Origin of the sequence: Streptomyces tyrfis (assembly GCF_037034285.1) — a bacterium.
Lineage (GTDB): Bacteria > Actinomycetota > Actinomycetes > Streptomycetales > Streptomycetaceae > Streptomyces.
In genome coordinates this window covers 56,443-77,818 of sequence record NZ_JBAGJZ010000017.1, presented here as the reverse complement: position 1 = coordinate 77,818, position 21,376 = coordinate 56,443, and the positions used below count along the sequence as shown (strand labels likewise).

The following is a 21,376-nucleotide window of genomic DNA, read 5'->3' as shown; positions in this document are numbered from 1 at the left end:
CGGGTGCTCGGGCCATTCCCGCACGCCGGGCCCGGCGGCGGCGTGGGAGGATCAAAGTATTCGAACGTACCCAAAGGAACGTGACCACAAAGGAGTGTGCCCGTGCCCGGTGAGAACCTGTCCCGCGACGAGGCCCGCGAACGGGCCGAGCTGCTGAGCGTCGACGGATACGAGGTCGTTCTCGACCTGCGGTCGGCCGTCGGCGGCTCCGGTGGGTCCGGCGGGGAGGGCGGCTCCGGCGACGGCGCCCCCTCCGGCTCGCCGACCTTCCGCTCGGTGACGACGATCCGGTTCCGCACCGCGCGGGCGGGGGCGTCGACCTTCGCGGACCTGGTGGCGCCGAGCGTGAACGCGGTGACGCTCAACGGGCGGCCGCTCGACCCCGCCGCCGTCTTCGACGGGACGCGGGTGGCGCTGGACGACCTCCCGGAGGGCGAGAACCTGCTGGTGGTCGACGCGCAGTGCGCGTACAGCCGGACCGGTGAGGGCATGCACCGCTTCGTCGACCCGGAGGACGGCGAGGTCTACCTCTACACGCAGTACGAGCCGGCCGACTCGCGCCGGGTCTTCGCGAACTTCGAGCAACCCGACCTGAAGGCCCCCTTCCGCTTCGAGGTCGCGGCGCCCGAGGACTGGACGGTCTGGAGCAACGGGGCCGTCGAGTCGCGGGACGGCGGGGTGTGGCGGTTCGCCGAGACCAAGCCGATCTCGACGTACATCACGGCGGTCGTCGCGGGTCCGTACCACTACGTCACCGACTCCTACAGCCGCGCGTTCGACGACGGCACGACGCTGGAGATCCCGCTCGGCGCGATGTGCCGCAAGGGGCTCGCCAAGCACTTCGACGCGGACGACGTCTTCCTCGTCACCAAGCAGGGCCTGGACTTCTTCCACGACCACTTCGACTACCCGTACCCGTTCGGGAAGTACGACCAGGCGTTCGTGCCGGAGTACAACCTGGGCGCGATGGAGAACCCGGGCTGCGTCACGTTCCGCGAGGAGTACATCTTCCGCGGCAAGGTGACGCAGGCGTCGTACGAGAGCCGGGCCAACGTCATCCTGCACGAGATGGCGCACATGTGGTTCGGCGACCTGGTCACCATGCGGTGGTGGGACGACCTGTGGCTGAAGGAGTCGTTCGCGGACTTCATGGGCGTCTTCGCGATGGTGGAGGCGACCCGGTTCGAGGACGGCTGGATCACCTTCGCCAACAACCGCAAGTCATGGGCGTACCGCGCCGACCAGCTGCCGTCCACCCACCCGGTCACGGCCGACATCCGTGACCTGGAGGACGCCAAGCTGAACTTCGACGGCATCACATACGCCAAGGGCGCCTCGGTGCTGAAGCAACTGGTGGCGTACGTGGGGCGGGAGGCGTTCCTGGAGGGCGCCCGGCGCTACTTCAAGAAGCACGCCTACGGCAACACCCGGCTGGACGACCTGCTGTCGGTGCTGGCCGAGACGTCCGGCCGCGACATGACCGCCTGGTCGCGCTCCTGGCTGCAGACCGCGGGCGTCAACTCGCTGACGCCCGTGGCGACGTACGACGCGGCGGGCCGGATCACCGAGCTCGCCGTCCTCCAGGAGGCGGCCGGGTCCCACCCGGAGCTGCGCCCGCACCGGGTGGCGGTCGGGCTGTACCGCCGGGACGCCGACGGGAGCCTGGTGCGGTACGCGCGCGCCGAGACGGACGTGGCGGGGCCGCGCACGGTGGTCGGGGAGCTGACCGGGGCGGAGCGGCCGGAGCTGATCCTGGTCAACGACGACGACCTGACGTACTGCAAGGTCCGTTTCGACGAGGGGTCGCTGGCCACGCTGCGGGAGCGCCTCGGGGACCTGACCGATCCCCTGGCGCGGGCGCTGTGCTGGTCGGCGCTGTGGAACATGACGCGCGACGGGCTGATGCCGGCCCGTGACTTCGTCTCCCTGGTGCTGGCCTTCTCGGGCCGGGAGTCCGACATCGGCGTCCTCCAGATGCTGCACGCCTGGACCCGGACGGCCCTGACCCACTACGCGGCGCCCCAGTGGCGCGAGGAGGGCGGCCGGGCGCTGTCCGAGGGCGCGCTGCGGGAGCTGCGGATCGCCGAGCCGGGCAGCGAGCACCAGCTGGCCTGGGCGCGGTTCTTCGCGTCGGTCGCCGAGTCGGAGGAGGACTTCCGGCTGCTGAAGGGGCTGCTCGACGGCTCGGCCGGGGTCGACGGGCTGGACGTGGACCAGGAGCTGCGGTGGGCGTTCCTGTCGCCGCTGGCCGCGCACGGGGCGGTCGACGCGTCGGTGATCGACGCCGAGCTGACCCGTGACGACACCGCGTCCGGGGAGCGGCACCAGGTGCGGTGCCTGGCCTCGCGGCCCTCCGCCGAGGTGAAGGCGCGCGCCTGGGCGGACGTCGTGGAGTCGGACGCGCTGTCCAACGCGCTGGCGGAGGCCACGATCGCGGGCTTCGAGCAGCCCTCGCAGCGCGACCTGCTGGCGCCGTACGCGGAGAAGTACTTCGCCGCGATCGAGCGGCTGTGGGCCGAGCGGTCGATCCAGACCGGGATGAACGTGGTGCGGGGCCTGTTCCCGTCGCTCCAGGACAGCCCGGCGACGCTGGAGGCGACGGACGCCTGGCTGGCCGGCCACGCGGACGCGGCGCCGGCGCTGCGGCGGCTGGTGCTGGAGGCGCGGGACGACCTGGCCCGGGCGCTGCGGGCCCAGGCGTGCGACGCGGGCGCGACCGCGCCGGCCGGCGTCTGACGCGGGCGGCCGGTTCCGGGTCCGCCCGGCCCGGCTGCCCCGGGGCCGTCCCGGCGGGGTGTCCTCCCGCCGGGACGGCCCTTTTCCGGCCGCCGGACGCGCGTACTTCAGGACGGCGTCGTCCTGAATTGCCGACGGGTGTGTAACAAGGGGTTGGCGGCGCGGCCGGATGCGGCATACCCGGAAGCATGACCCAGAACACTCCGCCCTTCCCCTGCCGCTTCCGCATCACCGACGACGTCCGCCGACGCGTCGTGTCCGAGGCGCAGTTGAGGGCATACGGCGTCTCCGCCGCCCAGGCCGCGGCGCGGTGCGGGGCCGGCGGTCCGTGGCAGCAGCCGCTGCCCGGCGTGTACGTCCTGCACCCGGGGCCGCCGTCCGACGAGGAGCGGCTGCGCTCCGCCCTGCTGTACGCGGGCCGCCCGCCGCTCTCCCGGCGCCGGGGCGCCCGCGGGGCGGCGGACGGGACGGCGGACGGCCGGGCGCGGCCCGGCGCGGACCCCGGGTACGGGGAGGCCATGATCACGGGGCTCGCCGCGCTCGCCCTGCACGGTTTCGTGACGGCGGCGCCGCTCGGCGCGTCGGAGCGGATCGACGTGCTCGTGCCGCGCACCCGCCGGCTGCGCTCGCTGCGGGACGTGCGCCTGGTGCGGTCCGGCGACCGCCCGCGCCCCGAGCAGGTGCGCGGGCTGCCCGTGGCGCCGGTGGAACGGGCGCTGGCGGACGCCGTGGCGGGGCTCCCGGACGCCTCGGCGGTGCGCCGGCTGCTCGTCGAGGCGATCCGCGGCGGCCACGGCGAACCGGCCGCCGTGGTGGGCGAGCTGCGCCGGGCCGGGCTGCTGGGGCGCGCCCCGGTGGCGGACACGGTCGACTCGCTGCTGGCCGAGGGCCGCGCCCGGGCGGAGGGCCGGCTGTACGCCCTGGTGCGCTCGTACGGGCTGCCGGATCCGCTGTGGAACGTGGATCTGCGGCTCCCCGGGGGCGCGCGTCTGGGCGCGGTGGACGCGTACTGGCCCGAGCACGCGGTGGCCGTGGTGCTCGACGCCGGGGCGCCCGGGCGCGGCGGGACCGACGACGACCGGCGGCGGGGGCCCGACGACCGGCGGTCCGCGCGCGCCGCCCGGCGGGAGCGGCTGGAACGGCTGGGGGTCGCCGTCGTCCCTCTCGTGCCGGGGCAGTTGCTCGACGCGCCCGCCCGGCAGGCGGCCGCGGTGCGCACGGCGCTGGCGGCGGGCCGCGGGACGGCCGTCCGCCTGGTGGTCCTGCCCCGCTGAGCGCCGGCGCGCCCGGCCGCGTACGCGCACCCTCGGGGAGCGTGCGGAACCGAACACACCGCCCGGGACACGCGATCGCCGTGTATGCGCCATGCCGAAAACACCTCTTGCCAGGAGCATGGCCTGTCGAGTAAGCACCGCGTCGCGCACCCGTCACAGCGACCGCTTTTGCATCACTTCATCCCTGATGGCACATCAGCTCAGATGGCGGGATGCCGCCATGTACACATCTCGCCCCCTACAACTCTCCACAAACCCCTGTCATTTACGAAAGGGTGAGCGGTCATCCGGTACCGAATTCCGGACTGTCTCGATCAATCTCAGGGATGCTGATGACCTCCGAGTCCCCCAGTCTCATACCCGGGGCAAGACGCGTGGCCCGAGTGGCGGCCGCGGCAGGCCTGGTGGCCGCGCTGGCCGCCACCGGTGCGGCCCCCGTCTTCGCCGTCGACAACCCCGCGCCCGGGCCCGTCAAGTCCTCCACCGAGGACGCCTCGGCGGACAAGCTCGGTGCGACCGACGCCGAAGTCCTGGCCAAGGCCAAGGCCAAGGGCGAGAAGAACATCACGATGATGGTCGCCACCACGCCCGGCAAGACCGCCCAGGTCGCCGAGCAGCTGGACTCCGTCGAGGGCTCCGTGCTGGGGCGCACCTACGACAAGCTCGGCTATGTGCGGGCCACCGTGCCCACCGCGACCGCCGAGAAGACCATCAGGGCCGCCTCCAAGCTGTCGTCCGTCCAGGGCATCGATCTCAAGCAGGAGATCAAGCTCGACGACCCGACGCCCGCGGGCGACCGCGCCAACGGGTCCTCCCCGAAGACGAAGGCCACCGGCAGCTACCCGGCGCCGGACAGGAAGACCCCGGCGAAGAACCCGTACAACCCGTCCTTCGAGACGGGCGCGGTCGACTTCGTCCAGCAGCACCCCAAGGCCGACGGCCGCGGGATCACCATCGGCATCCTCGACTCGGGCGTCGACGTCGGCCACCCGGCGCTGCAGAAGACCACCACGGGCGAGCGCAAGATCGTCGACTGGGTGACCGCGACCGACCCGGTCAGCGACGGCGACGGCACCTGGCTGCGGATGACCGACTCGGTGTCCGGCCCGGCGTTCACCTACAAGGGACGCTCGTACAAGGCGCCCAAGGGCGACTACCGGATCAGCCTGTTCGCCGAGGCCGCCACCAAGGGCGGCGACATGGCGGGCGACCTGAACCGCGACGGCGACACCACCGACGTGTGGGCCGTGCTGTACGACCCGGTCACCGGCGAGGTGCGCGTCGACCTGAACGACGACGGCGACTTCACCAATGACACGGCCATGAAGCCGTACAAGGAGAAGCACCAGGTCGGCTACTTCGGCGAGGACGACCCGCGCACCGACGTCGCCGAGCGCATCCCGTTCACCGTGGAGACGCGCAAGAACGTCGTCTACAACGCGGCGGGCGCCAAGGCCGACTTCGTCAGCATCGGCGTCATCGAGAGCGAACACGGCACCCACGTCGCGGGCATCACCGCCGCGAACGGCCTGTTCGGCGGCAAGATGAACGGCGCCGCGCCGGGCGCGAAGATCGTCTCCTCGCGCGCCTGCACCTGGTCCGGCGGCTGCACCAACATCGCGCTCACCGAGGGCATGATCGACCTCGTCGTGAACCGCGGCGTCGACGTCGTCAACATGTCGATCGGCGGCCTGCCGCCGCTGAACGACGGCAACAACGCCCGCGCGGAGCTCTACAAGCGGCTCATCGACATCTACGGCGTCCAGCTGGTCATCTCGGCCGGCAACGACGGCCCGGGCGTCAACACCATCGGCGACCCCGGCCTCGCCGACCACGTGATCTCCGTCGGCGCGTCCATCTCCAAGGAGACCTGGGCCGCCAACTACGGCTCGAACGTCACCAAGAAGTACGACATGATGCCGTTCTCCTCGCGCGGCCCGCGTGAGGACGGCGGCTTCACGCCGACCCTGACGGCCCCCGGCGCCGCGATCAACACCACCCAGACCTGGCTGCCCGGCGGCCCGGTCAAGGAGGCGGGCTACAGCCTGCCGGCCGGCTACTCCATGCTCCAGGGCACCTCGATGGCCTCCCCGCAGGCCGCCGGCGCCACCGCGCTGCTGCTGTCGGCCGCGAAGCAGAAGCACATCGAGCTTCCGCCGGCCGACCTGCGCACCGCGCTGACCAGCACCGCCACCCACATCAAGGACGTGCCCGCGCACGCCCAGGGCGCCGGTCTGATCGACATCGTCGGCGCCTGGAAGCTGATCGAGAAGCAGGGCGCCCCGGCGCACGAGTACTCGGTGAAGGCCCCGGTCGACACCGCGATCGACTTCGCGCTCAAGACCCCCGGCTTCGGCACCGGCCTCTACGACCGCGAGGGCGGCCTCAAGGTCGGCCAGAAGAAGACGTACGACGTCACGATCACCCGCACCACGGGTCCGGACAAGGCCGTCAAGCACCAGCTGTCCTGGAAGAACAACGACGGCACCTTCAAGCTGGTCGGCCCGTCCTCCGTCTCCCTCCCGCTGGACCAGCCGGTCACGGTGAAGGTCCAGGCGAAGCCGGGCAGCACGGGCGTGCACAGCGCGATCCTGCTCGTGGACGACAAGAAGACCGCCGGCGTGGACCAGCAGATCCTCAGCACGGTCGTCGTCTCCACCGAGCTGAAGAAGCCGTCCTACGCGTTCAAGGCGTCCGGCTCGGTGCAGCGCAACAGCAGCACCTCGTACTTCCTCACCGTCCCGGAGGGCGCCAAGACCCTTGAGGTCGCGATGAGCGGTCTGCGCTCCGGCAGCCAGACCCGCTTCATCTCGATTCACCCGTACGGGGTACAGATGGAGGACAGCTCCACCATCTACTGCTACCCGAACTACGAGAACCCGGCCAACACCTGCCGCCCCGACGTGCGCTCCTACAAGGACCCGCAGCCGGGCGTCTGGGAGATCGAGGTCGAGGCGCGCCGCACCTCGCCGCTGCTGGACAACCCGTACAAGCTGGACGTCTCGCTGCTGGGCGCCACCTTCGACCCGGCGGTGCAGACCATCGCCGAGGCGAAGATCGGCACGCCCGCCGCGGTGACCTGGAAGGCCACCAACAACGCCGGTGACCTGGTGGGCTCGCTCAAGGGCGGCTCGCTGGGCTCGGCCAAGGTCGCCAAGCCGTCGATCAGGACGGGCGACGAGCAGGAGTTCGAGGTCACCATCGGTGAGGGCGTCGAGAAGCTGGACGTCGCCATCGGCGGTACGTCGGACACCAACGCGGACCTGGACCTGTACGTCTTCAAGGGCAACACCCAGGTCGGCAAGTCCACCACGGCCGGGTCCGAGGAGGCGGTCAGCCTGGCGAAGCCCGCCGCCGGCACGTACACCGTCGTCGTCCACGGCTACTCCGTCCCGGCCGGGACCACCACGTACGACTACCGCGACGTGTACTATGCGCCGTCGCTCGGCACGATCAAGGTCGACGAGTCGGAGGCCGTGAACCTGGCCAACGGCGCCGTCGCCGAGATCGGTGCCGAGGTCTCGGTCGCCGGTCCGGCCCCCGAGGGCCGGCAGTTCTTCGGCGAGGTCCACCTGGTGAACAGCCGCGGCACCGCCGCGGGCACCGGCAGCGTGGTGATCGAGAAGGTCACGCAGTGACGCCGCCGGACACCGGTACGGGCGAACGGCCCGTACCGGTGTCCGGAACCGGCATGTGATCCGTACGACAGTGGGGCGGGGGCTCGGCGGAGCCCCCGCCCCACCGCCGTGCCCGCCCCGGGCGCGGCCCGCGGCGGCTGTCCGGTACGCCCCGGAAACGGTCGGCCGAGCGGGCACTGTCCGTACCCCGGACAATGGATTGGACAAGGAAGCCGTGGACATACGCATCATGGAGCGGCAACCGTGCCAGTTCGTACGTTCGAAGGAGTCCCCGTGAAGGTCGGAATCGTCGGCGCCACCGGTCAGGTCGGCACAGTCATGCGCGGGATCCTGGCCGAGCGGAAGTTCCCGGTCGACGAGCTGCGGCTGTTCGCCTCCGCGCGCTCCGCGGGTTCCACGATCGACTGGGAGGGCCGCGAGATCACCGTCGAGGACGCCTCGACGGCCGACTACACCGGACTGGACATCGTGCTGTTCTCGGCCGGCGGCGCGACTTCGAAGGCGCTGGCCGAGAAGGTCGCCTCGCAGGGCGCCGTGGTCATCGACAACTCCTCCGCCTGGCGCAGGGACCCCGAGGTCCCCCTGGTGGTCTCCGAGGTCAACCCGCACGCGATCGCGAACCGGCCGAAGGGCATCATCGCCAACCCGAACTGCACCACGATGGCCGCCATGCCCGTGCTGCGCCCGCTGCACGAGGAGGCCGGCCTGGAGGCGCTGACGGTCGCCACGTACCAGGCGGTGTCCGGTTCCGGGCTGGCCGGCGTCGCCGAGCTGCACGGCCAGGCGTCCAAGGTCGTCGCCGACGCGGACCGGCTCACCCACGACGGCGCGGCCGTCGACTTCCCCGAGCCCGCCGTCTACAAGCGCCCGATCGCCTTCAACGTGCTGCCGCTGGCGGGTTCGATCGTGGACGACGGTTCCTTCGAGACCGACGAGGAGCAGAAGCTCCGCAACGAGTCCCGCAAGATCCTGGAGATCCCGGAGCTGAAGGTGTCCGGCACCTGCGTCCGGGTGCCGGTCTTCTCCGGCCACTCGCTCCAGGTCAACGCGCGCTTCGCCCGCCCGATCGGCGTCGAGCGTGCCTACGAGCTGCTGAAGGACGCCCCGGGCGTCGAGATCTCCGAGATCCCCACCCCGCTCCAGGCCGCCGGCCGGGACGCCTCGTACGTGGGCCGGATCCGGGTCGACGAGACCGTGGAGAACGGCCTGGCGCTCTTCGTCTCCAACGACAACCTGCGCAAGGGCGCGGCGCTGAACGCGGTGCAGATCGCGGAGCTGGTCGCGGCGGAGCTGAAGGGCTGACGCGTTCCCGTACGCGCTGTGCGAAGGGCGGCCACCGGTGCTCCGGCGGCCGCCCTTCCGCATCCGCGCCGGGGTCGTCCGCCGAGGCGCCCGTCAGAGGGCGGGACGCCGCCGCAGGGCGGCGTCGATCTCGGACGGGCATGCGACGTGGAAGGATGACCGAAAACGTCACACCCAAGGAGATGACCGCGTGCCTGGCACGAATCTGACCCGCGAAGAGGCACAGGAGCGGGCGCGCCTGCTGACCGTGGACGCGTACGAGATCGATCTCGACCTCTCGGGAGCGCAGGAGGGCGGCACCTACCGGTCCGTGACCACGGTGCGCTTCGACTCCGCCGAGGCCGGGGCGGAGACCTTCATCGACCTGGTCGCCCCTGCCGTGCACGAGGTCGAGCTGAACGGCCGGGCGCTCGACGTCGCCGCCGTGTTCCAGGACTCGCGCATCGCGCTCCCGGACCTGCTCGCGGGCTCCAACGAGCTGAAGGTCGTCGCCGACTGCGCGTACACCAACACGGGCGAGGGCCTGCACCGCTTCGTCGACCCGGTCGACCAGCAGGCGTACCTCTACACCCAGTTCGAGGTGCCGGACGCCCGGCGGGTCTTCGCGAGCTTCGAGCAGCCCGACCTGAAGGCGACGTTCCGGTTCACCGTGAAGGCTCCGGAGGGCTGGACGGTGATCTCGAACTCGCCGACGCCCGAGCCGCGCGACGACGTCTGGTCCTTCGAGCCGACCCCGCGCATCTCGACGTACATCACCGCGCTGATCGCCGGCCCGTACCACGCGGTGCACAGCAGCTACGAGAAGGACGGCCGGACCGTTCCGCTCGGCATCTACTGCCGCCCGTCGCTGGCCGAGTTCCTGGACGCGGACGCGATCTTCGAGGTCACCCGGCAGGGCTTCGACTGGTTCCAGGAGAAGTTCGACTACGACTACCCGTTCGCCAAGTACGACCAGCTCTTCGTCCCGGAGTTCAACGCGGGCGCGATGGAGAACGCGGGCGCGGTCACCATCCGCGACCAGTACGTGTTCCGCTCGAAGGTGACGGACGCGGCGTACGAGACGCGCGCCGAGACCATCCTGCACGAGCTGGCCCACATGTGGTTCGGCGACCTCGTCACCATGGAGTGGTGGAACGACCTGTGGCTGAACGAGTCGTTCGCCACGTACACGTCGATCGCCTGCCAGGCGTACGCGGAGGGCTCCAAGTGGCCGCACTCCTGGACGACGTTCGCCAACTCCATGAAGACCTGGGCGTACCGCCAGGACCAGCTGCCGTCCACGCACCCGATCATGGCGGACATCCGTGACCTGGACGACGTGCTGGTCAACTTCGACGGGATCACGTACGCCAAGGGCGCCTCGGTGCTCAAGCAGCTGGTGGCGTACGTCGGCATGGACGAGTTCTTCAAGGGCGTCCAGGCGTACTTCAAGGCGCACGCCTACGGCAACACCCGCCTGTCCGACCTGCTGGGCGCGCTGGAGGAGACCTCCGGCCGCGACCTGAAGACCTGGTCGAAGGCGTGGCTGGAGACGGCGGGCATCAACGTCCTGCGCCCGGAGATCGAGACGGACGAGAACGGCCGCGTGACCTCGTTCGCCGTGCTCCAGGAGGCTCCCGCGCTGCCCGCCGGCGCGAAGGGCGAGCCGGTGCTGCGCCCGCACCGGATCGCGGTCGGCTGCTATGACATCGACACCGCCGGCTCCGGCAAGCTGGTCCGTACGAACCGGATCGAGCTGGACGTCGACGGCGAGCGCACCGCCGTGCCGTTCCCGGCCGGCGCCGCCCGCCCGGCCGTGATCCTGCTCAACGACGACGACCTCTCGTACGCCAAGGTCCGGCTCGACGAGGAGTCGCTGCGGTTCGTCACCGAGCACCTGGGCGACTTCGCCGAGTCCCTGCCCCGCGCCCTGTGCTGGGCCTCCGCCTGGGACATGACCCGCGACGGCGAGCTGGCCACCCGCGACTACCTCTCCCTGGTGCTCTCCGGCATCGGCAAGGAGTCGGACATCGGCGTCGTCCAGTCGCTGCACCGCCAGGTGAAGCTGGCGCTGGACCTGTACGCGGCGCCGGAGTGGCGCGAGGCCGGTCTGACCCGGTGGACCGAGGCGACCCTCGCCCACCTGCGCGCGGCGGAGCCGGGCAGCGACCACCAGCTGGCCTGGGCCCGCGCCTTCGCGGCGACCGCCCGCACCCCGCAGCAGCTGGACCTGCTGGCCTCGCTGCTCGACGGCAAGGAGACCATCGAGGGTCTGGCCGTCGACACCGAGCTGCGCTGGGCGTTCGTCGAGCGGCTCGCCGCGACCGGCGTGTACGAGGAGGACGAGATCGCCGGCGAGTACGAGCGCGACCGGACGGCGGCGGGCGAGCGCCACGCGGCGACCGCCCGCGCGGCCCGCCCGACGGAGGCGGCGAAGGCGGAGGCGTGGGCCTCGGTCGTCGAGTCCGACAAGCTTCCGAACGCCGTCCAGGAGGCGGTCATCGCCGGCTTCGTCCAGACCGACCAGCGCGAGCTGCTGGCCCCGTACACGGAGAAGTTCTTCGCGGCGGTCAAGGACGTGTGGGAGTCCCGCAGCCACGAGATGGCCCAGCAGATCGCCGTCGGCCTCTACCCGGCGGTCCAGGTCGCCGAGGAGACCCTGGAGGCCACGGACGCCTGGCTCTCCTCGGCCCGCCCGAACGCGGCCCTGCGCCGCCTGGTCTCCGAGTCGCGCTCCGGCGTGGAACGCGCGCTGAAGGCCCGCGCGGCGGACGCGGCGGCGGCCACGGCGTAACGCGGCCCCGCACGGAAGAACGGGGGCGCCCCGGACCGTCGTCAGGACGGTCGGGGGCGCCCCCGTTCCCGTGGTCCGACCCGCTCGGTCGCGCCGCGCCCCGGTCTCCGTCACGGCCCTGCGGACCGTCCGGATCGCGCGCGTGGAGCGGCAGCCCCTCGGCCGCCGCGACGGCCGCGATCATCAGGTCCACGCGGCGGGGACGTGGATTCCGGCCCGACTGGCCCCCGCGGAGCGCGATCCCCGGGCCCCGGGACCGTCCGCGAGGGGGCGGCCCCGGGGGCGGCCTACCCGCGGGCCTGCTCGTAGCGGCGGGTCAGGTCGGCCGTGCCGGTCTCGGTGAGGGTGCCGTGCAGGCGCATGCGGGCGACGCCGCCGTCGGGGAAGGCGTCGAGGCGGACGTGGGTGACGACCGGCCGGGTGCGCAGCGGGAAGCGGTGGAGGGTGTCGGGCTGGAGGCGGGTGCGGGGGATGATCTCGAACCATTCGCCGGTCTCGCCGTCGCGGCCGTGCAGGGCGATCCAGCCCGCGGCGTTGCCCTTGAGATAGGCGGTGTCGATCTCCACCGCGCGGACCGCGCCCTGGGCGGGGAGGCGGAAGCGGACCCAGTCGTTGGTGTCGCGGACCCGGCGGCGGCGGTTCTCCCAGCCGTCGTCCATCTTGCGGGAGGCGCCGGGCAGGATGATCTGGGTCGGCGAGGAGTAGAAGCGGTCGGAGGCGTCCTCGTAGCTGCCGCCGTTCAGCACGGATATCAGGTCGAAGGCGCCGAGCGCGGCGAGCCAGGACGGGTCGGGGAGGACCTCGCCGTGGACGCGGAGGCGGGCGATGCCGCCGTCGGGGTGCTGGCAGAGGCGCAGGTGGGTGTAGCGGCGGCCGTCGGTGATCTCGAAGCCGTTGGCGGCGTGGCCGCGCACGGGTGTCGGCGGGACGATCTCCTCCCACTTCACGTCGTCGGCGAGGAGTTCCTCGGGGCCGGGCGAACCTTCGACGGACGTGGCCTGGATCGAGACGCGCTGGGGGTAGTTGCCGCGGAAGTGGGCCGTGTCGACGACGATGCCGCGGATGACGCCGGGGGCGCCGAGACGGATCAGGGCCCAGTCGTGCTCGTCCGGGGCCGGGAACGGGTGGTCCGCGTCCGCGCCGCGCCGCCGGCGGGTCTCCCAGCCGTCCATGATCTTGCCCTTGTGGCCGAAGCGCTCGGGGTCGAAGACCGCGCGCCCGGGGACGAGGAGGTTCTCGCGCTGGGCGAAGAACTCGTCGTTGGCCGCGACCACGCCCGCGCCGAGGCGGCGGTCGGCGAGGTCGACGAGGTCGGTGAAGGGGAGGTCGGCGGCGCGATAGTCGGCGTAGGGGTCTCCGCCGCCGTAGGGGGCCGCGTCGTTGGCGTGGGGGTCGTCGTGGTGGTGCTCGTTCCGGTTCTCGTTCTGGTCGGAGGTCATGGGGCCACTGTCACGACCGACCACCCATCGGGTCCAGTGAAAGTTTTTACAGTCTCTGTTCAGCGGAAGTGAACGATTCGGCGGCCCGGCCCAGTGCGCCGAGGACCCGGGCCAGCGCGGGGCCCCGCTCGGCGCCCTGCCGCACCGCCGCCACCACATGGCGGCGCGGCTGGTCCGCCGCCAGGACCCGCATCACCACGCCGCCCCGGCCGGCGTGCCGTTCCACCGACGCCATGCGCGGGATCAGCGCGACGCCCATGCCGGCCTCGACCATGGCCAGGATCGCCGTCCAGCCGACGGCGCTGTGCGCCTGCTCGGGCACGAACCCGGCGGCCTCGCACGCCGCCGTGGTGATCCGCGACCAGGGGCCGGAGCCGCCGAAGATCCAGGGGTCGCCGGCGAGGTCCGCCAGCCGCAGCCCGGGCACGGCGGCGAGTCGGTGTCCGGCGGGCAGCGCCACGTCCAGCGGGTCCGCGAGCAGCGGCAGCACGGAGAACCGGGGGTCGCGGGCCGCCGGGGCGTGGGCGGCGAGGGACAGCGCGAGGTCCGCGTCACCGGCGGCCAGCAGTTCGTACGCCTGCGCGGCCTCCGCCTCCCGCACCCGTACGTCCGGGCCAAGACGGTCCTCGGCGCGCAGCCGCTGGATCGCCGGTACGACGAGGGCGGGCACCGCCGTGGAGAACGCCGCGATCCGCACCCGGCCGGCCTCGCCGCGCAGATAGCCGGTCAGCTCCGCGTCGGCGCGCTCCAGCTGGGCGAAGACCGCCTCGGCGTGGCGCAGCACGAGATGGGCGGCGTCGGTGAGGCGGACCCGCCGGCCCTGGGCCTCCAGGAGCGGGACGCCGAGCTGCCGGGACAGGTTGGACAGCTGCTGCGAGACCGCCGACGGGGTCATCAGCAGCGCCTCCGCGGTCGCGGTGACCGTGCCCCGGTCGCGCAGGGTGCGCAGGATGCGGAGCTTCTTGACGTCCCAGTCGGTCATGGCCGCAACCTATCCGGGGCGGCCGGAGCCGGGGCCCGGGCCGGTCCGAACGCGCCAAGGCGCCGCGCGGCACGAGGTGCCGGCGGCGCGCTCGGACGGGAGCGGTCGCGGACGGGCCCGCCCGACTGACCCGCCGGACCCTCCGCCGAGGTTCGTCAGGCGTTCTTCTTGGACTTGTCGAAGATCATGACCAGGCCCGTGATGATCACGAACAGGGCGATGGGGGCCACGACGTACAGGCCGACCGTCTCCATCACGCTCAGGCCCTGACCCGGGTCGTCACCGGCGTCGCGGGTGAGCGCGAGCGCGGGGGACGACATGAGCAGCATCATCAGCGTCGTTCCGGCCGCGACGGCGCCGGCGCGCATAGCGTTCTTCTTGTCCACGGTGCAAACGTAGCGAACGCCCCCGAGGGGCGCGCGCCCGGGGTGCCGTACGGAGACCGGGCGCGGTCCAGCAGGCCGTCCAGCGGGCCGTCCGGGGGCACGGCGCCGGTGGGACGGGTCACCCGCGGGGCCCCGGGCGGCCCGCCGGCCATTCCGGCGCCTCGTCCCCGCGCGGGCGGAAGACCCCCATCAGCCGGTGCAGTCGGGGGGCGGCGGCCAGCTCTTCCAGGGTGACCGGGCGGCCCTCCGCGTCGGCCACGGGCAGGCGCCAGTTGGGGTACTGGTCCCAGGTGCCGGGGACGTTCTGCGGGCGGCGGTCGCCGAGCGCGTCCGGGAGCCAGACGCCGATCATGCGGGCGGGGGTGCGCAGCAGGAAGCGGTGCACGGCGCGGACGGCGCCCTCCTCGTCGCCCTCCCCCTCCGGGAGCAGACCGAGGCGGGCGAGCCGGGCGAGCCACTCGGAGGTGTCGTGGGCGTCCGCGGCCAGTTCCCGGGCGAGGTCGCGGGTGAGCAGGCCGAGGCGGTCGCGGAGCACCACGTGGTCGCCGGCCAGCCGGGCGGCGGTGGGCGGCAGGTCGTGCGTGGTGGCGGTGGCCAGGCAGCTCTCGCGCCACTGTTCGGGGGCCAGCGGGCGGCCGGTGCCGTCCCAGTCCCGTTCGAACCAGAGCACGGAGGTGCCGAGCACGCCGCGGCGGGCCAGGATCTCGCGCACCCACGGCTCGACGGTGCCGAGGTCCTCCCCCACGACGACGGCCCCGGCCCGGTGCGCCTCCAGCACGAGGACGGCGAGCATCGCCTCGGCGTCGTGGCTGACGTAGGCGCCCTCGGTCGGCGGCCGCCCCTCGGGCACCCACCAGAGCCGGAACAGGCCCATGACGTGGTCGACCCGCAGCGCCCCGGCGTGCGCGAGGAGGCCGCGCAGCAGGGCGCGGTACGGGGCGTAGCCGGACGCGGCGAGGGCGTCCGGGCGCCACGGGGGCAGTCCCCAGTCCTGGCCCCGGGCGTTGAAGGCGTCCGGGGGCGCGCCGACGGACATGCCGTGCGCGAGGGCGTCCTGCTGGGCCCAGGCGTCGGAGCCGCCGGGGTGCACGCCGACGGCGAGGTCGTGGACGATGCCGACGGCCATCCCCGCGTCCAGGGCGGCGCGCTGGGCTGCGGCGAGCTGTTCGTCGGTCAGCCAGGCGAGCCGGCAGTGGAAGTCGACCCGGTCCAGGAGGGCGCGGCGGGCCCGGGCGGTCTCCTCGGAGCGGGGGTCGCGGAGGGCGGGCGGCCAGACGTGCCAGTCCGGGCCGTGCACCTCGGCGAGGGCACACCACAGGGCGTGGTCCTCCAGGGCCTGTCCCTGTCCGGCCAGGAAGTCGCAGTAGGCGGCGCGGCGGCCGGGGGTGAGGGGGACGGTCCCGACGCGTTCGAGGGCCTGGCGCTTGAGCTCCCAGACGGCGTCCCGGTCGATCAGGGCGCCCTTGCTGAGGACGGTGTCGGCGAGCGCGGCGGCGCCCTGCCGGAGGTCGTCGAGGACGGCCCGGTCCGGCACGTGCCCGTATTCGGGGACCGATTCGACGCGCAGATGGACCGGGTCGGGGAAGCGCCGCGAGGACGGGCGGTACGGGGACGGGTCGGTGGGGTCGCCGGGCACGGCCGCGTGCAGCGGATTGACCTGCACGAACCCGGCGCCGAGGGCGCGCCCCGACCAGGCGGCCAGGTCCGCGAGGTCGCCGAGGTCGCCCATCCCCCAGGAGCGGGCGGAGAGCAGGGAGTAGAGCTGGACGAGGAAGCCGTGGCAGCGGGCGGGCGGGCCGGGCGCCCGGGGCGGGGCGACGACGAGTGTGGCGGTCGCGCTCCGGCCGCCCGGCGCGCGCACGGACAGCCGGTGCACGCCGAGCGGCGGTTCGGTCCACCAGGCGGGGGCCGGTCCGGCTCCGCCCGTCCCGCCGTCGGCGGACGGGCCCCCGCCGCTTCCCGGCCCGCTCCCCGGCCCACTCCCTGGCCTGCTTCCTGACCCGCTTCCTGACCCGCTTCCCGGGCGCGTGCCCGCCGTGCCGCCCGCGCCGGCCCCGTCCGCCGCGCCCCCGGCACCGCCCGCGCCGCCCGCCCCCGTACCGGCGCCGGATCCCGCACCGCCGCCCGGGCCCGTACCGCCGTCGGCCGTGATCCGCATGAGCGGCAGCGGCCCGGAGCCGGGCCCGCCGGGCGCGTCGTCGGGGCCGCCCTCGCCGATGCCGAAGTCGACGCCGTCGTCGAGGGCGATGTCGAGCGTGGTGCCGGGCGGCAGCGCGGTCAGCGCGGCGGGCGGCGGCTCCCCGGCCCACACCACCAGCGTCGGCGGGAGCAGGCCGGACCGGGCGGCCGACTCGGCGGTGGCGAGCGACTCCCCCACCGCCTCGGGGGTGGCGGCGTCCACGCCGAGCGCCGCGAGCACGGCGACCAGTGTGCCGTCGGACACGGGCACCGTGACGTCGGCGGACGGGGAGTAGGAGGTGGCGACGCCGTGCAGTGCGGCGAGCCGGGACAGGCCCATTCAGACTCCTGGGGACTCCATGCCCCACGTGCTGCCGGCGGTGGCCGGCTCGCTGGTCAGCGGGGCATTGACGGCGAGCGGGGGTTCGCTGGTCAACGGGGTGGCCTCGGCGAGCGGGGGCTCGCTGGTCAGGGGTATCGCGTCGGCGAGCGGCGGCTCGCTGGTCAGCGGCCCGGGACCGGGCGCGGGGATCGCGACGGGCGGCGGCTCGGGGCTCTGCGGGGAGAGGGCGGTGAACAGGAGTTGCGCGGCGGCGGGCATGGTGGCCTCCTGGCCGTGACGGAACAGGGCACAGCACGCCTACCCAGCGGGCCTGTCCGCAGACGCAGGCGTTATCGCAACGAGTTCAACGTGCCCCGAGTCACATTCCGTTCCCCTGGGGCCGGTTCTCCGCAAGTCGTCCGCCGATTTCGGTCATTCGGCGTCATCCTTGGCGTCCCGGGCCAGCAGCCGATGGCCTCTCACCTCATCCGCCGCATCGGGCATTTACGGCACAACCACCCCCCGCATTGACACCCTCGCGCGCGGGTGGTGGGCTCGAAGCCACCGGGGGCGGCGGTGGACGCGCCGTCGGCGGGGCGGTGGAATCGCCGTCGGCCGGAGCGAGGAAAGCGAGGAAGACGGGCGATGCGGCTCAGGTACGGGAAGCGGACGACGGCCGTCGCGGTCGCCGTGCTCGGCGGGCTGCTGTCCGCGGGAAGCCCGGCGGCCGTCGCGGCCCCCTCGGCCCCCGGGTCCCCCGCCGTCACCACGCCGGACCGCGCGGAGGGGGGCGCCCCGCCCGCCGTGTGGCCGCGCCCCCAGTCCATCGAGAGGTCCGGCCCGTCCGTCCCGCTCACCGCCGAGGTCACGCTCGTGACCGGCGCGGACGCCGATCCGTACGCCGTCGACGCGCTCCGCGGGGTCCTGCGGGACGCGGGCGTGCGCACCGTCCACGAGGCGCTGCCGGGCCGCGGCCCCGTCGTCCGGCTCGGCGGCGACGGCGCCGGGGACGCGCTGCGGGCGCTGCGCGTCCCCGAGCGCGGCGACCTGCCCTCCGGCGGCTACCGGATCGCGGCCGGCCGGGTGGCCGGCCGGGACACCGTCGCCGTGGACGGCGTCGGCGGGGACGGTCTCTTCCACGGCGTGCAGACGCTGCGTCAGCTGGTCCGGGACGGCGCCGTCGCCGGGGTCGTGGTCCGGGACTGGCCGGGCGCCGCCGTGCGCGGGATGACCGAGGGCTTCTACGGGCAGCCGTGGACCCTCGCCGAACGGCTGGCGCAGCTCGGCTTCATGGGGCGCACCAAGCAGAACCGCTATCTGTACGCGGCGGGCGACGACCCGTACCGGCAGGCCCGCTGGCGCGACCCCTACCCGGCCGACCGGCGGGCCGGCTTCCGGGCGCTGGCCGAGCGGGCCCGCGCGGAGCATGTGACGCTGGGCTGGGCCGTCGCCCCCGGTCAGAGCATGTGCATGTCGTCGGACGAGGACGTGCGGGCGCTGACGCGGAAGCTCGACGCGATGTGGGCGCTGGGCGTGCGCGCGTTCCAGCTGCAGTTCCAGGACGTCAGTTACAGCGAGTGGCACTGCGGCGCCGACGCCGCCGCCTTCGGCCGCGGCCCGGAGGCGGCGGCCCGGGCGCAGGCGCGGGTGGCCGGCGCGGTGGCGCGGCATCTCGCGGAGCGGCACCCGGGGGCGGAGCCGCTGTCGCTGATGCCGACGGAGTACTACCAGGACGGGGCGACCGCGTACCGCACGGCGCTCGCGGGGGAGCTGGACGACCGGGTGCAGGTCGCCTGGACCGGGGTGGGGGTGGTGCCCAGGACCATCACCGGCGGGGAACTGGCCGAGGCCAGCGCCGCGTTCCGGCATCCGCTGGTCACGATGGACAACTACCCGGTGAACGACTACGCGCGGGACCGGATTTTCCTCGGCCCGTACACCGGCCGGGACCCGGCGGTGGCGGCCGGTTCCGCCGCGCTGCTGGCGAACGCGATGGAGCAGCCGTCGGCGTCCCGCATCCCGCTGTTCACCGCCGCCGACTTCGCGTGGAACCCGAAGGGGTACCGGCCGCAGGAGTCCTGGCGGGCGGCGATCGACGACCTCGCGGGCGGCGACGCCCGTTCCGGGGAGGCGCTGCGGGCGCTGGCCGGGAACAGCGCGACGTCCGTCCTGGGCGGCGACGAGTCGGCGTATCTGCGGCCGCTGCTGGACGCGTTCTGGCGGTCGCGCACGGCGGAGGACGCGGCGGCGCGGGAGCCCGCGGAGCGCGCGCTGCGGGACGCGTTCACGGTGATGCGCCGGGCCCCGCAGCAGCTGGCGGGGCCGGCCGACGGGCGGCTCGGCGAGGAGGTGCGGCCGTGGGCGGAGCAGTTGTCCCGCTACGGCCGGGCGGGCGAGCTGGCCGTCGATCTGCTGCGGGCCCAGGCGCGGGGCGACGGCGCGGCGGCGTGGCGGGCCTCCCTGGCGCTGGAGCCGCTGCACCGGGCGGCGAAGAAGAGCGGCGCGACGGTCGGCGCGGGCGTGCTGGGACCGTTCCTGGACCGGGTGCGCCGGGAGGCGGACGCCTGGACCGGCGCGGACCGGAAGGCGGGCACGGTGACCCGGGCTCCGGGCAGCTACACGGTGCGGCTGGGCCGGTCCCGCCCGGTGGAGGCCGTGACGGCGATGACCCTGCCGGGCGACGGCACGGCGGGCGCCGTGCTGGAGGCGCATGTGCCCGGGGAGGGCTGGCGCGCGCTGGGCCCGGTGTCGGCGTCCGGCTGGACCCAGATCCGGGCCGGCGGGCTGCGGGCCGACGCGCTCCGGATCGCGCGGCCCGCCGACGGCCCGGCCGCGCCCCCGGTCATCACGGGCACGATGCCGCCGATCGTCCCGGAGGGCGCGACGGGCGGCGGGACCGTGCCGGAGCCCCGGGTGCGGGCGCTCGTGCCGTGGTTCGGGGACGAGCCGGCCGCCCGGCTCGACCTCGCGCGCGACGAGACGGACGCGGAGATCGGCGGCGGGCCGCAGCGGGTGCGGGCCCGGCTGGAGCCCCGGCGCCCCGCCGAGGTGCGGGGCAGGCTCGTCGCACGGGCCCCCGAGGGCATCGAGGTGAGCGTCCCCGAGCAGACCCGGGTGCCGCGCGGCACGGGCACCGACGTCCCCGTCGAGATCACGGTCCCGGCGGGCACCCCGGCCGGGGAGTACGAGGTGCCGATCGGCTTCGGCGAGGAGCGCGGCACGCTCACCGTCCGGGCGTATCCGCGCACCGGGGGCCCCGACCTGCTGCGCGGGGCCGCGGCGTCCTCGTCGGGCGACGAGACCCCCGACTTCCCGGCGGCGGCCGCCTCCGACGGCGATCCGGAGACCCGCTGGTCGTCACCGGCCGAGGACGGCGCCTGGTGGCAGGCGGAGCTGCCGCGTCCGGCCCGGATCGGCCAGGTGGTGCTGCACTGGCAGGACGCGTACGCCTCCCGCTACCGGATCCAGGTCTCCGCCGACGGCCGGAACTGGCGCACGGCGGCGACCGTGCGGGACGGGCGGGGCGGGCGCGAGTCGGTCCGGATGGACGCGAAGGACACCCGTTTCCTCCGGGTCCTGGGCGAGGCCCGGGGCACCGCCTTCGGCTACTCCCTCTGGACCGTGGAGGCGTACGCCGTCGACGCGGCGGAGTGACCCGGAGCCGTGCGCCGTCCGCGAAGCGGGCGGACCGTCGCGCGTACGGACCGGGCGGCGCCGCTCGCCCGCCCCCGCGTCCGCACGCCCGCCCGGCCGCGGTTCCCGGCCCGTCCCCCGGCGGCCCCGGGGACGACGAAGGCCCGGATCCTAGGCTGACACGCCGTCGATCCGGGCCATCGCGTCGTCCGCGCCGAACGGTTGCAAGTACGGCAACCAGCGCGGGTCGCGATGTCCCGTCCCGATGATGCGCCAGGCCAGACCGGTGGGCGGGGCGGGCTGCTGATGCAGCCGCCAGCCCAGCTCCGGCAGGTGCCGGTCGGCCTTGACGTGGTTGCAGCGGCGACAGGCCGCGACCACGTTGTCCCAGGAGTGCTTGCCGCCGCGACTGCGCGGAATGACGTGGTCGACGCTGGTCGCGGCGGCCCCGCAGTACATGCAGCGACCGCCGTCGCGGGCGAACAGCGCCCGCCGGGTCAGCGGCACCGGGCCCCGGTAGGGGACCCGTACGAACCGTTTCAGACGGACGACGCTGGGGGCCGGCACGACCCGGGTGGCGCTGTGCATGAAGGCGCCGGACTCCTCGAGACAGATGGCCTTGTTTTCGAGCACGAGGACGAGAGCGCGGCGGAGCGGTACGACGCCGAGCGGCTCGTACGACGCGTTGAGAACCAGGACATGCGGCACGGTGG

General features: G+C 74.0%; 12 protein-coding genes. 6 read left to right on the top strand and 6 right to left on the bottom strand.

Annotation, left to right across the window (positions count from 1 at the left end; all coding sequences use genetic code 11):
- Nucleotides 1–102 precede the first annotated feature (102 nt).
- The 5 genes from pepN (WA762_RS15605) to pepN (WA762_RS15585) all read left to right on the top strand — a co-directional run bounded on the left by pepN (WA762_RS15605) (nt 103) and on the right by pepN (WA762_RS15585) (nt 11,723).
- A complete protein-coding gene (gene pepN / locus WA762_RS15605; protein WP_335936300.1) occupies nt 103–2,736 on the top strand; it encodes an aminopeptidase N in 2,634 nt (877 codons plus the stop codon).
- Between the two features lie 188 nt (nt 2,737–2,924).
- A complete protein-coding gene (locus WA762_RS15600) occupies nt 2,925–4,010 on the top strand; it encodes a hypothetical protein (RefSeq protein ID WP_335936299.1) in 1,086 nt (361 codons plus the stop codon).
- A gap of 326 nt (nt 4,011–4,336) precedes the next feature.
- Nucleotides 4,337–7,648, top strand: coding sequence for a S8 family serine peptidase (locus tag WA762_RS15595; RefSeq protein WP_335936298.1), 3,312 nt, complete (start codon nt 4,337–4,339; stop codon nt 7,646–7,648).
- Nucleotides 7,649–7,921: 273 nt separating this feature from the next.
- Nucleotides 7,922–8,950, top strand: a complete 1,029-nt coding sequence (locus tag WA762_RS15590; protein ID WP_335936297.1) for an aspartate-semialdehyde dehydrogenase — start codon at nt 7,922–7,924, stop codon at nt 8,948–8,950.
- Between the two features lie 190 nt (nt 8,951–9,140).
- Nucleotides 9,141–11,723, top strand: a complete 2,583-nt coding sequence (gene pepN / locus WA762_RS15585; protein WP_335936296.1) for an aminopeptidase N — start codon at nt 9,141–9,143, stop codon at nt 11,721–11,723.
- Between the two features lie 287 nt (nt 11,724–12,010).
- Here the strand turns inward: pepN (WA762_RS15585) and alc are convergent, their stop codons facing one another.
- The 5 genes from alc to WA762_RS15560 all read right to left on the bottom strand — a co-directional run bounded on the left by alc (nt 12,011) and on the right by WA762_RS15560 (nt 17,309).
- A complete protein-coding gene (gene alc / locus WA762_RS15580) occupies nt 12,011–13,162 on the bottom strand; it encodes an allantoicase (RefSeq protein WP_335936295.1) in 1,152 nt (383 codons plus the stop codon).
- Nucleotides 13,163–13,208: 46 nt separating this feature from the next.
- Complete coding sequence (locus WA762_RS15575) at nt 13,209–14,144, bottom strand: LysR family transcriptional regulator (protein WP_335936294.1); 936 nt, start codon at nt 14,142–14,144, stop codon at nt 13,209–13,211.
- Between the two features lie 155 nt (nt 14,145–14,299).
- Nucleotides 14,300–14,530: a hypothetical protein gene (locus tag WA762_RS15570; RefSeq protein ID WP_335936293.1), complete on the bottom strand. Its 231-nt coding sequence runs from the start codon at nt 14,528–14,530 to the stop codon at nt 14,300–14,302.
- A gap of 118 nt (nt 14,531–14,648) precedes the next feature.
- Nucleotides 14,649–17,048: a 4-alpha-glucanotransferase gene (gene malQ, locus WA762_RS15565; protein ID WP_335936292.1), complete on the bottom strand. Its 2,400-nt coding sequence runs from the start codon at nt 17,046–17,048 to the stop codon at nt 14,649–14,651.
- Entirely contained in the window at nt 17,049–17,309 is a 261-nt protein-coding gene (locus tag WA762_RS15560; RefSeq protein WP_335936291.1) for a hypothetical protein, read from the bottom strand.
- Between the two features lie 366 nt (nt 17,310–17,675).
- Between WA762_RS15560 and WA762_RS15555 the strand changes: the two genes are divergently transcribed.
- Nucleotides 17,676–20,684, top strand: coding sequence for a beta-N-acetylglucosaminidase domain-containing protein (locus WA762_RS15555; protein ID WP_335936290.1), 3,009 nt, complete (start codon nt 17,676–17,678; stop codon nt 20,682–20,684).
- A 150-nt stretch (nt 20,685–20,834) separates the two neighbouring features.
- Here WA762_RS15555 and WA762_RS15550 read toward each other — a convergent pair whose 3' ends face one another.
- Nucleotides 20,835–21,371, bottom strand: coding sequence for an HNH endonuclease (locus tag WA762_RS15550; protein WP_073783067.1), 537 nt, complete (start codon nt 21,369–21,371; stop codon nt 20,835–20,837).
- Nucleotides 21,372–21,376 lie beyond the last annotated feature (5 nt).